The 15,838-nt window shown below is 62.5% G+C and carries 11 protein-coding genes; 4 read left to right on the top strand and 7 right to left on the bottom strand.

Annotated elements, in window-relative coordinates:
* Positions 1–40: 40 nt before the first annotated feature.
* A complete protein-coding gene (locus tag HZ99_RS06670) occupies positions 41–904 on the bottom strand; it encodes a LysR family transcriptional regulator (RefSeq protein WP_038441944.1) in 864 nt (287 codons plus the stop codon).
* Between the two features lie 150 nt (positions 905–1,054).
* Between HZ99_RS06670 and HZ99_RS06665 the strand changes: the two genes are divergently transcribed.
* Positions 1,055–1,960: a LysR family transcriptional regulator gene (locus HZ99_RS06665; protein ID WP_038441943.1), complete on the top strand. Its 906-nt coding sequence runs from the start codon at positions 1,055–1,057 to the stop codon at positions 1,958–1,960.
* Here HZ99_RS06665 and HZ99_RS06660 read toward each other — a convergent pair.
* The 5 genes from HZ99_RS06660 to HZ99_RS06640 all read right to left on the bottom strand — a co-directional run bounded on the left by HZ99_RS06660 (position 1,957) and on the right by HZ99_RS06640 (position 8,723).
* Positions 1,957–2,646, bottom strand: coding sequence for an alpha/beta fold hydrolase (locus HZ99_RS06660; RefSeq protein ID WP_144243159.1), 690 nt, complete (start codon positions 2,644–2,646; stop codon positions 1,957–1,959). The two genes, HZ99_RS06665 and HZ99_RS06660, sit on opposite strands and share 4 nt — an antisense overlap.
* A gap of 192 nt (positions 2,647–2,838) precedes the next feature.
* Positions 2,839–4,185, bottom strand: coding sequence for an OprD family outer membrane porin (locus HZ99_RS06655; RefSeq protein WP_038441941.1), 1,347 nt, complete (start codon positions 4,183–4,185; stop codon positions 2,839–2,841).
* A 72-nt stretch (positions 4,186–4,257) separates the two neighbouring features.
* Positions 4,258–5,610 (bottom strand): citrate-proton symporter, encoded by a 1,353-nt coding sequence (locus HZ99_RS06650; RefSeq protein ID WP_038441940.1) that lies wholly within the window; start codon positions 5,608–5,610, stop codon positions 4,258–4,260.
* 96 nt (positions 5,611–5,706) lie between these two features.
* Complete coding sequence (locus HZ99_RS06645; RefSeq protein ID WP_038441939.1) at positions 5,707–7,095, bottom strand: amidase; 1,389 nt, start codon at positions 7,093–7,095, stop codon at positions 5,707–5,709.
* A gap of 233 nt (positions 7,096–7,328) precedes the next feature.
* Positions 7,329–8,723: a PLP-dependent aminotransferase family protein gene (locus tag HZ99_RS06640; RefSeq protein ID WP_038441938.1), complete on the bottom strand. Its 1,395-nt coding sequence runs from the start codon at positions 8,721–8,723 to the stop codon at positions 7,329–7,331.
* Positions 8,724–8,854: 131 nt separating this feature from the next.
* On the opposite strand from HZ99_RS06640, the gene HZ99_RS06635 reads away from it, so the two are divergent.
* Together HZ99_RS06635 and HZ99_RS06630 are read left to right on the top strand one after the other, a co-directional pair.
* Complete coding sequence (locus tag HZ99_RS06635; protein WP_038441937.1) at positions 8,855–9,490, top strand: LysE family translocator; 636 nt, start codon at positions 8,855–8,857, stop codon at positions 9,488–9,490.
* Positions 9,491–9,608: 118 nt separating this feature from the next.
* Positions 9,609–10,664: a diguanylate cyclase gene (locus HZ99_RS06630; protein ID WP_038441936.1), complete on the top strand. Its 1,056-nt coding sequence runs from the start codon at positions 9,609–9,611 to the stop codon at positions 10,662–10,664.
* A 416-nt stretch (positions 10,665–11,080) separates the two neighbouring features.
* On the opposite strand, the gene HZ99_RS06625 is transcribed toward HZ99_RS06630, so the two are convergent.
* On the bottom strand, positions 11,081–14,356 hold the full coding sequence (locus HZ99_RS06625; protein WP_235205570.1) for an RHS repeat-associated core domain-containing protein: 3,276 nt from the start codon (positions 14,354–14,356) through the stop codon (positions 11,081–11,083).
* Between the two features lie 242 nt (positions 14,357–14,598).
* Between HZ99_RS06625 and HZ99_RS06620 the strand changes: the two genes are divergently transcribed.
* On the top strand, positions 14,599–15,834 hold the full coding sequence (locus tag HZ99_RS06620; RefSeq protein WP_038441935.1) for a M20/M25/M40 family metallo-hydrolase: 1,236 nt from the start codon (positions 14,599–14,601) through the stop codon (positions 15,832–15,834).
* The last annotated feature ends 4 nt before the right edge of the window (positions 15,835–15,838 follow it).

Raw genomic sequence — 15,838 nt, 5'->3', positions numbered from 1 at the left:
GACCAGGAGAAAACATCAGGAGGCTAACATGGGCATCGGCTCAAAGCACCGGATCCCAGCGCTGTGACCAATCGCTCTCGGCCTTGACCACCTCGCGCAGCAGCACCAGGGCCTGTTGCAGGATCGCCGAATCGCGTTCGCGCGAATACACCAGGTAAGTCGGGAAACTGAACTCCGGGGCCTTGGGCACACGCTCCATCACCCCGCTTTCCAGGTAGCTCTGCACCACCCGCGTGCGGAAGTAGCCGCTGCCGCCGTTCTCCAGGATGTACTGCAGGGCCAGCGGCCCCAGGTTGAAGCTCACGGCGGCGCGGGCCTTGTCCGGCAGGGCGGCGTCGTGTTGCTGGCGAAAGCCTGGGCCCCAGTCGATATACACATAGGGATCGGGGCGGGCGGCCAGGCGTACCAGGATCAGTTTTTCCTCCAGCACCTGCTCCACCTGCAACCCCGGCCAGTACTGCGGCTGGAACACCAGTGCGGCGTCCAGCACCCCCAGTTCCAGTTGGCGCAACAGGTAATCACCGTCACGCACTTCGGTGCGCAGGGCATGGCTGGGGATATGCTCGCGCAAGGCCTTGGCCCAGCCGAGCATCAATGGGTTGCACAGGCTGACTTCACCGCCGATATGCAACACATTGCGATAGCCCTCGGGTAACGGCAGGTCGCGGCGCGCGGCTTCCCAGGTCTGCACCAACTGATTGGCATACACCACGAACGCCTCGCCATCGGCAGTCAACCGCGCCCCGGCGCGGTTGCGCACAAACAGCGTGCTGTCGAGCTGGCTTTCGAGTTTTTGCACCCGGGCAGTGATGGCGGTCTGGGTGACGTGCAGTTTCTCGGCTGCTGCGGCCAGGCTGCCGCAGCGGGTGATTTCCAGGAAAGTGCGTGCCAGTTCGATGTCCATGTTGGCTCCGGGGTGGGTGGAGGGACATTGTAGTGTGACAACCGCAAATCGGTGTGTGAAATGCGACCCTATGTAGGAGGTAGGCAGGTGGAGCCTGGCGCAGTAATTGCGTGCCTTTCCGGTCCAGTCTTTGTGCAGGAGCACCCGACCATGCAATTACGAGCCTTGCGGTATTTTCACGAGGTGGCGCGCTGCGCCTCGTTGCGTAAGGCGGCCGAGCGTTTGTATGTCACGCCCACTGCCGTCAGCCGGCAGATCGAACACCTGGAACACTTCTTTGGGGCCGCCCTGATTGAGCGCGGCCCGCGTGGCATCCGCCTGACGGTGGAGGGCGAGTGCCTGGCTGAGCAGGTGACCAGTACCTTGCGTGGCCTCGATCAGGTGCGCGATGTGATCGCCAGCCGGCAAAGCCAGGTGGCCGGTAACATCAGTATCCATGTGTCAGAAAGTATCGTTTCCACGGTACTGGCGCCGGTGCTCGCGGCGTTCTACCGCGCGCACCCCAAGGTCACGTTCAATATTGTGATCGCCAGCGCCTCGGCCACGCTGGATGCCCTGTGCAGCGGCGAGGCCGACCTGGGCCTGGCGTTCTATCTGCAGGAGCGGGCCGATGTCGAGGTCTTCGCGCAATGCGAGTTGTGGCACCGGGTGCTGGTCAGCGCCGAACATCCCTTTGCCCAGCGCGACAGCATTGAGTTGCACGAGCTTGAAGGCCAACCCCTGGCCATCCCCGATTCGGCGTACGGCGTGCGCCAGGCGCTGGAGGCCGCGGCGAAAAAGCGTGGGGTGACGATCCAGCCGGTATTCACTACCAGTTCCCTGGAAGTGCAGAAAAGCCTGGCCCGGCAACGGGCGGCGGTGTTGATCCTGCCCCAGGTGGATGCCGACGCCCGTGACCTGGGCGATGGCCTGGTGGCGGTACCGATTGCCGATGAACACTTGGGGCGGATTCGCATCGACCTATGCGGGTACCGCAACCGGCCGCGCTCAGTGGCGGTGCTCAAGTGCCAGGAGATGCTGGCCAGCGCCATGCAGCGTTGCGCGCTGGTGGATTAGTCGTCCAGGCAGTCGGTCGATGGCGGCGGCTGCCGTCCATGGGCCAGATAGGTGCCAGCCCAGCGATTGACGCACTGGCTGGCATCCGTGGTTGTGCTTTGCAGATAAGGGCCCTTGAGTCGCAGGGTAGCTGGCAGTGGTTCGGATGCCTGGACGGTGGCGCTGTCGGGCTGGATCAGCACCATGCGTTCGACGCGCTCGGCAAACAACTGGGCGTAGCCGGCACCGAGCAGGTTGCCCTGGGCGATACCCAGGAAGCTGATCCGTTGCTCACCCAGTTGCTGGCGCACGAACTCCATGTCCCAGGCCGATTGGTCGTGGTCTGTCCCATTGCGCGGGCTTAGCTCAATCACATCGTAGAAGCGTATCAGCGTGCGGTACGCCTCATTGTTGTAGTACTTCCACACGGTCGCCAGATGCACCGCGAACACCCCGCGCAAATCTGCTTGTGCGGTGGCTGGGCGGGCGAAGATCACGCCCCGGCGTTCCAGGGGCTGGCGGGCCCCGACGCGGGTGATGGTCAGGCGCAACGTGCGTGCGTTCGGTGCCTGGTGGTCCTGTGGCACGGTGACGATGCCGCATTGGGTGCGGGCAACCACCTCCTGGTCAAGGGCCCGCCCGGGCAGGCGCGGGCAATCTACCAGCCAGTCGATGCCCGGCGGCGCGGTATGAGCGGGTGTACTCAAGAGCGTCAACCATCCACTGATGACGCAAAGCGCTGTTGCTTTCAAAGGTTTCATCCGCGTTCCTGGGTAACCGTCCATAGGGACAGGCTTTTTACCAAGTGCGGCGCTGAGCCAATGCCGGAGCAGTCTCATGCAGGGTGTAAGAAGTCTGAATATTTTCCGTCGGCATTGACTGGTGCCGGCGGGGTTGGGTCAGAACAGGTTGATAGGAAAGTTGCCGACGATCCTGAATTCGTCGTAGCTGCCATCGATCTGGCCGCCGCTGGCACGATGGTTGTAGACGATGGTGCGCAGGACCGAGTTTTTCAGCTTCCCGGATTGCACTACATAGGCCAGCATCAGGCCGTTTTCGTTGTGCTTGGCATTGTCCAGGCCGCGCACGTTGTAGCCGGTGTTGCGACCGTTGCGGTCGCCCTCGTAGTGCGTGCCGTCGATGCCCCAGCCCTTGGCGTGCCACAGGCTGGCAGTCAGGCCGGGCACGCCGTAGGCAGCCAGGTCGATGTCGTAGCGCAGTTGCCAGGATTTTTCGTTGGGGCCGTTGTAGTCCGAGTACAGCGAGTTGGCCATGTAGTTGCCGGTGGACTCCCACACATAATCGAAGTACTCGTTGCCGGACACCTGTTGCCAGGCGAGGGTCAGGCTATGGGCCTGGTGGTTGGCGGTGACGGCCAGGCTGGCGGCGTCGTTGTCGATGTAACCCAGGCGCTGCTGGCCGGAGTCCTGGGTATGGTAGTAGTGCAGGGCGGTCTTGAGGGCGACGGTGTTTTTGTCGCCGATGCGATGGCTCAGCCCCAGGTAGTACTGGTCCCACATGTCCTCGAAGCGTGAGCCGTAGAGGCTGGCTTCCAGGCCGTAGCCCGGCTTGAGCGTGGCGCCCAGGTAACTGATGCGCGCGCCGCTGTAGGCGCGGTTGCCGAAGGTGGTGGTCAGGCGCTCGGCGCCGGTCCCGGTGCGCGGGATGGCCCGGTCGAAGCTGCCGCCCTGGATCGACAGCCAGTCCAGTTCGTTGCTGTACAGGCCCACCCCCTGGAAGCTTGCGGGCAGGGCGCGGTTGTCCTTGTAGCGCAGGATCGGGTTTTCGGTCATCAGGCGGCCAGCCTTGAGTTCGGTGTTGGACAGGCGCAACCGCACATCGCCCACCCCCAGCCGGCTCCAGGTCGGGACCGCATCGCCGTCGCTGTCCACCAGCACGCGGTCGCCACCATTGGCCACCTTGCCATGCCCACGCTGCAGGTTGACCGCGCTGAACACCCCGACATCCACCCCCACGCCAATCACCCCCTGGGTGTAGCCGGAGCTGTATTTGAGCATGGCGGTCTGCACCCAGGTTTCACGCACGCGGGTGCGTTCGATGCCGCCGGGTTTCTTGATGCTCAGGTAGGTGCTGCGTTGGGTGTGCTGGTTGGAATAATAGTGACGCAGGTTCAGGTCCAGGCTGCTGCCTTCGATAAAGCCTGGGGCACTGGCCTGGGCGTTTTCTTGAGCATAAGCCTGGGTGCCGGTCGCCAGGGTGGCGACCAGGAAAAGGCGTGGATACATGGTCAATCCCCACACAAAAAAGATAAGACGAGCGTTATGTCGGGCCCCCTGCATGAGGGGCATCCGCGCTGTTCAGCGAACCGGGGCTTCTGTGAGCCGGGTTTCGCGGGCCGGGGTGCCGGGCAGCACAGGCCGGGTTTCCTTGGCGAACCAGGCGGCGGTGAGGCACACCAGGTTGGCGATCAGCAGGTACCACACCGGTGACATCGGGTCGCCCGTGGTGCCGATCAGCCAGGTGATGATGATCTGCGCGGTACCGCCAAAGGCCGCCACACCAAAGGCGTAGACGATGGAAAAACCCGTGGAGCGCACGGACTTGGGAAAACTCTCCACCAACAGCACGATCAACGCCGCGCCGCTCATGCCATGCAGGCCCGATAGCACCGCCAGGGTCAGGAGGAAGGTCGACGGGCTGGGGTGTTCGGTCATCAATTGCAAGGCCGGGAACAGGATCAGCAACAGCACCACCCGTGGCGTCATCAGAATGGCGCGGCGCCCGAAACGGTCGCACAACATGCCGCCGGCCACGGCGCACACCGCCATGGCCGCGCCGGCCACCAGGGTCGAGAGCATGGAGATACTGGTGGGCAACTTCAGTTCAGTCAGGGCAAAGGTGGTCATGTAGTTGAGGAAGTACTGGGTGATGGTGCTGCCCGAAAGGATCAGCAAACCCAGGACCAGCGCCCGCCGATGCTTGCCGCAGACTTCGCGCACCAGATCGCCGGTGCTGGTGGTTTCGCCCTGGCCGTGGAACGTCTCGGCCAGGTTGCGGCGGATATAGATACCAATCGGCAACACCAGCAGGCCAAACACGAACGGCACGCGCCAGCCCCAACTGTTGAGGTCTTCGGGGGACATCACTTTGGTCAGGGTATAACCCACCAGCCCGGCGGCCATGGCGGCGACGCCCTGGGCCACCACCTGCCAGCAGGCGTAGGTCCCGCGTTTGTGCGGCGGCGCGGCTTCGAGGATGTAGGTGGTGGCGGGGCCGGCTTCACCGCCCCACGCCAGGCCCTGGATCATGCGCGTCACCACCAGCAGGATCGGCGCGGCAATCCCGATGGTCTCGTAGCCGGGCAGTATCGCGATACTGCCGGTGCCCACGGCCATCATCACCAGGGTCAGCAACATCGCCGGTTTGCGCCCCACGCGGTCGGCGTAGGCGCCAATCAGCACCGCGCCCAAGGGCCGCACGATAAAGCCGATGCCAAAGGCGGTGACCGACAGCATCAGGCTGACGAAGGCGCTGTCGGATGGGAAAAAGGTGTGACCGATCATCACCGCGAATGTCGCGTAGACCCCAAAGTCGAAAAACTCCACTGCATTGCCCAGCACCACGGCGAAGATACTCTTGCGGCCGGCGTCCGGCGACGGCGTTTCGGGTGTGTGTTCGGGCCCCTCGCGGGTCAATTGTTCAGTGTGCATACCAGCCCCTCGGTTTTTTAGTTATAGGTCGTCCAGGCCAAGGCCTTGTGGCCAGGGAAAGGGCGTGTGGGTGGGCAGTTCAGTGCAGCGTCAAGGTCAGTTCGGGTTCGGCCATTGGTGGATTGCGCCACGCCAGCTCTCGTAGGTCTTTGCGATTTGCAGCAGCCAGATATCGGCAAAGCGCGGGGCGATCATCTGCAGGCCGATGGGCATGCCGTCGGCAGCAAAACCACAGTTGATCGACAGCGCCGGTTGCTCGCCCATGTTCCAGGGCACAGTGAACACGATGTGTTCGAACGGTCGTTGCGGATCATTGCTCGGTGATGGCCATTGCGCAGGGAATGCGTTGACCTGGTTGGTGGGTGACAGAATCAGATCCAGGTCGCTCAAGGCCTGGGCGGCGCGACGGCGCATCTCGAAGGTCTGGTTGAAACCCTGCACCGCCTGTACACCACTGATATCGGCACCGGGCGCGGCCCAGTCGCGGATATACGGCAAGACTCTATCGAATTGCTCGCTGCTCAAGGCTGACAAGTCGCCCCATTGCCGGGCGCGCCAGAAGTGGTCGAGGCCGTCGAGCAGGGTGCGGTCCATGATCGGCGGAATCAGCGTGACCTTGGCGCCATGGGCTTCGAACAGGCGTGCAGCTTGTTCGACGGCCTCACAGACGAATCCTTCCGGCTGCAGTCCGGCACCGGGCTCGAGCATCAAACCAACGCGCAGGCCCTTGACCGATAGCGGCTGGTCGCTCCACTCGCCGGTCAGCGGTGGCAGGCTGGTGGCGTCGCGGGCATCGGGGCGGGCCAGGTGCTGCATCATCAATACGCAGTCGTCGACCGTGCGGGTCATGGGCCCGGCAGTGCGGCCGGTGTAGTAAGGGTCAATCGGGATGCGCCCCAGGGTCGGCTTGAAACCCACCAGGCCGCACCAGGCGGCAGGCAGGCGTACCGAGCCGCCGATATCAGTGCCGATATGCAGCGGCCCGTAACCGGCCGCTGCCGCCGCCGCCGCGCCGGAGCTGGAGCCGCCGGTGTTGTTGGCGGTGTTCCATGGGTTGCGGGTGATGCCATGGAAGCTCGACAGGCCGGAGGAGAGCATGCCGAAATCCGGGACCGTGGTCTTGGCCAGGACAATCGCCCCGGCTTCACGCATCCGCGCCGCAGGGGGGGCGTCCCTGAGTGCCGGGGTCAGGCGGGTGGCGGCGCTGCCGAGGGGGATCGGCGTACCCTCGGTGGCCACCAGCTCCTTGATGGTCACGGGTACGCCATCCAGTACGCCATTGGGCTGGCCTTTGTTCCAGCGTTCTGTGGAGGCCTGGGCCTGCCGGCGCACCTGCTGCGGATCGAAGGCATACAGGGCACGGATCTTCGGCTCCCAGCGGTCGATGTGAGTCAGCAGGTGGTCGTAGTAGTCGATGGGGGAGAGTTGGCGGCTGGCGAACTGTGCGAGTAATTGCGCGGCCGTGAGGTCATGAAGATCGGTCATTGAGCGCTTCCTGGTGATGGGCCTTGGGGCTCATGGCGGGTGGCTGTTGGTCTGGACTATATAAACCCTGGGCAGCAGCGACCATCACATTCGAAGCGCCACAGTGTTGCGTTTTTGTGTGCACTCAATGGCCGCGACTGTGGGAGCGGGCTTGCTCGCGAATGTGGAGTATCAGTCGATAAATGCACTGGCTGACCGGCCGCCTTCGCGAGCAAGCCCGCTCCCACATTGGCTCAGCGCAACAATTGCTCGATCGCAGTCCATACCCGTGGGTCATCACAATGGGCCACATTGAAGCGCATAAATTCCCCCATCCCTGGCTCATACCCAAACAGCGCTCCCGGCGCCAACACCATGCCGCGCTTGAGCCCGGCCTCGGCCAGTTGCTCACCCTTGACCCCGGCCGGCAGGCGCGCCCAGATGAACATCCCCGCTTCATACCCCATGGGCAACTCACAGCCACAGCGGCGTAGCCACTGTTCCACCCGGGCGCCGGCTTCCAGCAAGCGTTGGACCATGCGCTTGCGGTGTCGGGCATAACTGCCTTCACTGAGCAGGCGGTAGACCAGTTGTTCGAACAGCTCCGAGGTCACGCCACCGCTCATCAACTTCATATTGGTCAGGTTGGCTGCCAGTTGCGGCGCGGCCACCACATAGCTGACCCGGGTGTTGGCGCTGAGGGTTTTCGAGAAACCCGACAGGTAGGTCACCTGGTCCAGGCCGGCGAGTGCCGCCAGACGTGGCGGTGGGTTGGGATGCAAGTCGCCGTAGAGGTCGTCCTCAATGATATGGCAGTGATATTGACGCATCAGTTGCAGCAGCCCAAAGGCCTGGGCCGCGCTGAAGGAATGACCGGTGGGGTTGTGCAAAATACCCGTGGTCAAATACAGGCTGGGTCGCTCTTCGAGCAGCAGTTGCTCCAGGGCCGCCAAGTTGAAACCGTCCGGGCCCCGTGGCAGCGTCACCACCTTGACCCCGTGCAACGCCAGATTGGCGTGGAAGTTGAAGTAGCAGGGCGCATCCAGCAGTACCGTATCGCCGGGGCGGGCCAGCAAACGCATCAACATGTCCAACCCCTGCAGGGTGCTGGGCGTGGTGATGATCTGCTCCAGCGAAACCGCCAGGCCATCGCCCTGGAGTTTTTGTTGCAGGGCCTGGCGCAGCGGCAGGAAACCCGCCGGTGTACCCATGCCAGCGACGCGCAGGGAAGGGGCCCGCACCACACTGCGCATGGCCTGGCGCATGGCCTCGGAATCGAGCCAGTCTTCGGGCAGGTGACCGCCACCGGGGCGCAGTTCGCCCTGGCCGGTCAGCATCGGCCGGCGCAGCACGCTGAGCAAATCCTGGGGCAGCAGCTCGACCCAACTGCTGGACGACGGCTGTGCCTGGCGCTGGGCGACAAAGTGCCCACGGCCCTGGCGCGAGGTCAGCAGATGTTGGCCGCGCAGGCGGTCGAGGGCTTCATTGACCGTAAATTTCCCGACGCCCAGTTGCGCGCCTAATTCACGTACCGACGGGAGTTTGCTGCCGGCGGCCAGTTCGCCTTGCTCAATGGCGCGGGCATAGGCGTCGACGATCTGCTGGACCTTGGGGCCTTGGTCATGGAAGCGTATCTGCGGAAGGGGCATCGCAAGGTCCTGAAGTTTGCCGGTCACTTTACCGGTAAAGCCTGCATGAATAACCGCAGAGTTTACCTGCCCGCTGCCGAATCCGCGCCCTAGACTGCGCAATATTCCTCCCCGTTGTGAAACTACCCACTATGGTCACCGCCCTGACGCTGTCGTCTTTCCTGTATTTCCTGGTGCTGTGCGGCACCCTGGCCTTCAGCCCGGGCCCCATGACTTTGCTGCTGCTGAGCCTGGGGCTCAAGGACGGCTTGCGCCACTCCTTGCCGGCACAGTTCGGCGCCAGTGTGTCGTACCTGGTCTCGATCCTGATCTTTGCGGTGGGCTTTTGCGAGTTGATCAGGGGTTACCCGCTGATTACCCAAGGCATCCAACTGGTGGGCGTGGCCTACATCCTCTACCTGGCCTACAAGCAGTGGACCAGCAGCGGTGTACAGATCAACACCACCGGCCAGGGGCCAGAGACGCCCCGTGGCCTGTTCGGCAAGGGCTTGCTGACCGGGTTGTCCAACCCCAAGGCGATCATCCTGTTCAGCACGGTGTTCCCGCAGTTTGCCGCCGTGGGCGAAGACAGTGCCACTGGCGACATTGCCATCCTCGGCCTGACGTTCCTGATCCTGCAGTTTGCCAGCGGTTGCCTGTACTGCTACTTCGGCCAGCGGATCAAGCATGTGCTGGAGTCGCCGCGCAAGCGCGTGCTATTGCAGAAGGTCACGGCAGTGTTGCTGCTGGCTGTGGCGCTGTTGTTGGCCCGCGGGTTCTCCAGCTAGGCCCCTGGCGTCAAGGGTTTGGCAAGGTGATGGGCGTGGGGCATAAGCCTCTGAGCGGTAGTGGCTATTTGCCGTTACCCTGATAGACTTCCAGCATTCATCCAGGATCAGCCAGCTCATGCCAGCCGCAGGAGGAAAAGGACTTCCGCTCGCCAGACGCCTGTACAAATCCCGGAGCCTGGGGCTGGCGCTCGGGTTTGTCTGTGTATTGGCTGGCATGTACCCGCTGGACCCTCCTGGCTGGGTCTGGGCCTGGATGCTGATCAACGCCTTCGCCTGGCCGCACCTGGCCTACCAACTCTCGCGCCGCTGCGAAAACTCCCTGCGCACCGAACGCCGCCACCTGTTGGTGGACTCGTTTTGTGGCGGCTTCTGGGTCGGCGCCATGCACTTCAACCCGCTGCCCAGCGTCACCACGCTGTCGATGATGACCATGAACAACGTTGCCATCGGCGGGCCCCGTTTCATGCTGATGGGCTGGATGGCCCAGGCCTTGGGCATCGGGGTGGCGCTGCTGCTATTCGCCCCGGCCTATATCGCCCTGACCACGCCCGTCCAACTCTACGCCTGCTTGCCGATCCTGACGTTCTATCCGCTGGCGCTGGGGTGGATCTGTTATCGCCAGGCCATTACCCTGGCCCGGCACAAGCGCGAGCTGCTTGCCTTAAGCCGAACCGACAGCTTGTCCGGGCTGCTCAACCACGGCGCCTGGAAAGACCATCTGGAAATCGAATTCGCCCGTTGCCGGGGCGGACAGCAGGGCGCGGCGATTGCCCTGATCGATATCGACCATTTCAAGGTCATCAACGACACCTACGGCCACGTCACGGGCGACATCGTGCTGCGTCAACTGAGCAAGATCCTGCGTCAGAACCTACGCGCCACTGACCTGGCCGGGCGCTACGGTGGCGACGAATTCTGTGTGATCCTGCCGGACATGCCCCTGGGGCGCGCCACCGAAGTAATGGACGCCCTGCGCGACCGCTTCAGTTCCCTGGGCTATGCCCAGGACCCCACCTTGCGCGCGAGCCTGAGCATTGGCCTGGCGCCGTATCAACCGTCGCATAGTGATGCGACCAGTTGGCTGAGTGATGCGGATCAGGCTTTGTATGAGGCCAAGAGCAGTGGGCGTAATCGGGTGCGGTCGTTGCAGGGATGGGTGCGCTCGGTTTGAAAGGCCGTCACAGGCTACTTGCTGCCCCGCAGGAGCCGGCTTGCCGGTGATGGCGATTTGATAATCACCCTTGAAGTTGGGGCTCATTGAGTCTTTTATAGCCCCGCGCACCTATTGAAGTTGTTGCTTCAGAACAGGGTGTTGCGAACTATTTGTCGCGTTTTTATCACGATGGTCTCTGTTTTTTTGTTTGCTCGAGAAAGGTTATAAAGAACGTGGACGTGTTTCGGTCGTATTCAAGCAAGAGTCGTCCCGTACTTTTTCCTCGGCTCTTGAATCCATTTTCGAAAGTTTCATCTGGATGCCTGGAGTCTCCCCGATAAAGATATTGTTTTGTCGTTGCGGGAGTCGGTGGAGAGGGAACTCCGTCGTCCATCTTTGTTTTTGCTGATGGGTTTTGGCCGTTAGTCTCAGGCTTACATTTTTTCACCAGGACACGCATTCAACCCCAACGGATCCACCCACCCCGTCGGGCTGGGCACATACAAATACCCGTTCAGCCCACCCGCCAACTTCGCCGGGTCGGGTGTCAGGTAGCGGCCATTGTCCGGATTGTAGTAGCGATGGCGGTTGTAGTGCAGCCCGCTTTCCCGGTCGAAGTACTGGCCCTGGAAGCGCAGCGGATTGTCGACCTCGCTCACGTCCAGCTGGATGATTTTCCCGTAGGCCTGGTAGTGCGCTGACCAGACGATTCTGCCCTCGGGGTTTGTCAGCTCCTGCGGCGTGCCCAGATGGTCGAGTTGGTAGTGGAAGGCCTTTGTATTGGCCGGACCAAAACCTTGCAACAAGGCCAACGGCCTGAAGCTATCGGGCTCGTACAGGTAGCTGCGGTGCTGGCCGTGGGTGTGCTCGGCGATGACTTTGTCGCCTTGCCAGAAAAACTCGGTGGTTTTGCCGGCCACTGTTTTGCTGATGCGCCGCCCAAACGGGTCATAGCGATAGCTGACCTGGCTGCCATCAGGCTGGGTGATGCCGATCAGGCGGTGCTGGCAGTCGTAGCGGTATTCGGTCACCCGTTGCTGCGCGCGGCCACGGCGTTCACGTATGAGATTGGCGAAGGCGTCGTAGTCGTAATGCCGATCGCCTTGTAGCAACAGGCGGTTGCCAACGACGATTCCGGGGCCTGGGCGGTCTTGCATCTGCAGGTTGCCCGCCGGGTCGTGGGCGAAGCGTTCGGTGGGGGCCTGGGAATGGTCGGCGCGGGTCAGGCGGTCGAGGGGGTCGTAGTGGTAGTCGTGCTGGCCCTTGCGGGTGTCGCGCAGGCGGGTCAGGTTGCCGCTTTTGTCATAGGTGTAGTGGCGAAGGCCGTGCAGGTGTTCGTGCTGGCTCAGCCGGCCCTGGTCGTCGTAGTGGTAATGGCTCAGCAGCAGGCCCTGCTGGCGATGGTATTCGCGGCCTGACCTGAACAGGTGCGAGGTGAGTGTCTGGCCATTCAGGTCGACGGTGGCCAGGTGGCCGCCCTTGTCGTGGTTGAAGGTCAGACGGTTGTTGTCCGGCAGGCGCAGGGTTTCGAGTTGACCGCAGCTGTCGTAGCCATAACGCAAGGTGCCCCAGCCCTGGTGTTCGGCGCTCAGGCGGTTTTGTGCGTCATATTCGTAGTGCAGCGGCCAGTGGCCGTCATCGACGCTGAGGAGATTGCCGAGGCGGTCGTAGGTGTAATCCACGGTGCTGTCATCGGGCAGGGTTTTTCTGATGAGGCGGCCGGCGTTATCGCGCTGGTAGGCGGTAATCCGCTGACGGTCATCATCGCCAAATTCGGTTTTTTCCTGCAGGTGGCCGTTGAGGTCGTAGGCGTAGGCGGTGCGTTTGCCGTCGAAGCCGGTTTCCTGCTGGAGCAGGCCGTTGGCGTGGTACTCCAGTTGATACAGCTCACCAGCCTCGTTTTCGACTTCAGTCAGCAGCAGGCGGGCGTTGTCGTAGCGGTACTTGAGTTGGGAACCATCGGGGTTGATGCGGCGGCTGATCAGGTGCAGGCCATCGGCATATTCATAGCGGGTCACGCGCCCCAGTTCATCGCGCTCGGCGGTGATTTTTCCGTAGGGGTTGTAGCTCAATTCGCGGGTGGCGCCGCCGGGCAAGGCCACCTTGACCAGCCGGCCCACGGCGTCCCAGTGATACTGGGTCTGGGCACCGTGCTCATCTTCACGGGCAACCTGCCGGCCCAGGTCGTCATAGCGATAACGCCGCACACCGCCATTAGGCAGTTGTTCCCCAATCAGTTGCCCAAGAGCGTTCCACGTCAGGCGCTGACAGCTGTGGTCCGGGTACCAGACCTGCGTCAGTCGGCCCCGTTTGTCATAGCTGTACTCGGTGACATTGCCGTCCGGATCCGTTTGGCGTGTGATATCGCCCTGATCATTACGCTGGTATTTCCAGACCGCCTCACCCCGGCGCATAACCCGTACGAAGCCATGCTCATGTTCGTAGGAGGTAGGCGTGTCATCCCCAGGAAACAGCGCAACCAAGCGCCCAGCCTTGTCGTACTGGTAGGCGGTGATCGCGCCCAGTGGGTCTTGCTCAACCGTCAGCCGGCCCTGTGCGTCGTAGGATTTGAAATGCTCGCCGCCATCCGGATCAACCCGCTGCACCAGCCGTGCGCGTTGGTCATGCACATAGATTTCCTGGCTGCCATCGGCGTTAAGCAGGGTGACGCGACCGTTGTCATCCCAGACATAACGCGTATCCATCTGCGCAAAACTGGCCCAATGCCGGACACACCTTGCTGCTTTGCCAGACCGCTCCCACGCCCAGAAGAAACTCGCCCCACCCGCCAACTGCCGTTCAGTGATCACTGCCAGGCTGTCGTACTGATAACGTTCGCTTTCTCCGACGGCATTGGTCGCCTCAACCAGACGCCAGTGCTCGTCATAACGGTAGGAAACGACGTTTTGCTCGGTAACCCAGGTGTCATCCGTTTCGCTTTCAACACGAAACACCTGGTAGTCCACCGCCACGATATGCGCCCGGTCATAACGCAACAGCAACGCCCGGCCAGCGCCGTTATCCAGGCGTTGAATCCGCCCGAGCCCATCGCGGGCAATGTGCAGGCGGTTGTCATACGCATCGCTGATCGCCGTCAGCACACCGTTCTGAAAGTGGTAGAACCGTGCCCCTTGAGCCAACATCAGTTCATCCGACGCTGCTCCCAGATAAATCGCCGCCTCGGCCAGGCTATTGCTGATAGCCGGCCGGGCAGTGGTGGGCAGGGGAAAGGTGGTGCTGCGGTTCTCATGGTCCGTCCACACCACAGTCTCATCGACCACCACCAGCCGCTGCGCCAACGGGTGGCTCCAGCCAAACCCCAGCCCGCGATCCACCTCCACGGCGCTGGTGCGATACAGGCGCGTCCAGGCCAACGGCAGCACGCCGTCCAGCTCGCCATCGGTCAGGGTCAGCAGTTCCTCGCCGGTGACCATGGAGACCGGGCAGCCGTGGGTCGCGGTTTTGTCGGCGTGGGCACTGGCCTGGCCGTTGGGGGTTTTGGCGCAGGACGGTACATCGTCGACGGCCTCATGCTTGACCCGCGCCGTCTTGGGCGCGGATTTTTCCCGCACCAGCGCCACTTCATCGCCCACCTTGAAGACCTGCTCCACCTCCTTCAGGCATTGTCGGAAGTGGGCGAGCACGGCTTCGACGTCCCGCGTCTTTGGGTCCATGGCCGTCAGGCCCATAAAGCCAATGGCGGCATTCAAGAGGTTGCCCCAAGGATTGGGGCATCAATTGGAAAGTACATCGGCGGTCCCTTGCGCTGTGTGATCAGGCGAGGGACTTTGCCGCGGTTTTCAGGGCGTAGAAGTAGAGCTTATCCGGCGCTTGGGTGGGATATTTCGGTGGTGCCTGCCGAATATATTCCTGCCGTTTTGCGGGTGAACAACGAGGCCATTGTCAGGTAGGGTGTGACATTCCCTCTCTAACAAAAAGCAAGGATCTGTTCATGACTCTCACCCTCCACCGCACGGTACTGTCCGCTGCCCTGGCGCTGTCCCTGGGCATCTCCATGCCGGCCTTCAGCGCCGAACCCCACCCGCAGATCCTGGCCGATGCCGAGCAGTACAAGGCCCAGGCGTTGAAGTTGCTGGAGCGTCTGGTGAATATCGATTCGGGTTCCGGCTACAAGCCTGGCCTGACCCAGGTGCGCGACATTGCCGTCGATGAATTGAAACAACTGGGTTTCAGCATCGAACAGGTGCCGGATGCTGCGGCCAATAACAGCCATGTGATTGCTACCCTCAAAGGCACGGGCAAGGCGAAAATCCTGTTGATGGCGCATATGGATACGGTGTTCAAGGAAGGTTCGGCAGCCGAGCGGCCCTTCCATATCAAGGATGGCCGCGCCTATGGCCCTGGGGTGATGGACGACAAGGGCGGGATCGTCGCCGGGATCTACGCCTTGAAAGTGCTGCAAAACCAGCGCTTCACGGACTACGCCCAAATCACCTTCCTGCTCGATGCCAGCGAAGAAATCGGCTCCGAGACCGGCTCCGAACTGATCCGCAAAACCGCCAAGGCCCATGATGTCACCCTGAACCTGGAACCCGGGCGCCCAGCCGATGGCCTGGTGGTCTGGCGCAAGGGCAGCGCCACTGCCGTGGTCGAGGTCAAGGGCAAAGCCGCCCACGCTGGCGTGGCCCCGGAGCTGGGGCGCAACGCGGCGATGGAGGTGGCCCACCAGATCCTGCAACTGGGCAAGCTTGGGGATGAAGAGAAAAAGACCACCATCAACTTCACCGTGCTCAAGGCCGGTGATCGCACTAACGTGATTCCCGACCAGGCCACGGCCAAGGCGGATGTGCGGGCGGTGTTGCCGGAAGAGTTTGACCGGATCGAGAAGGATCTGGCGCGGGTTTCCGCCAATAAGTTGATTGCTGAAACGCAAGTCACGACCACCTTGCGACGGGGGTTGCCACCCATGCCGCAGACGCCTGAATCCGACAAATTGGTGGTGATTGCCCAGGGCATCTACGCCGAACTGGGCCGCAAGCTGACGATTGAAGGCAGCGGCGGGGCGGCGGATGCCAGCCTGTCGGCGGGCGTCGGCACCCCGACACTGGATGGGTTCGGGATTGTCGGCGGCAATATCCATACGCCAGAGGAATATGCCGAGGTGGAGAGCGTGGCGCCGAGGATCTACCTGTTGAGCCGGATGATCATGGAACTGGCCAAACCCTAAGCGC

The organism is Pseudomonas fluorescens (genome assembly GCF_000730425.1).
Classification (GTDB): Bacteria; Pseudomonadota; Gammaproteobacteria; order Pseudomonadales; family Pseudomonadaceae; genus Aquipseudomonas; species Aquipseudomonas fluorescens_X.
This window is presented reverse-complemented; position numbering and strand designations above follow the sequence as displayed.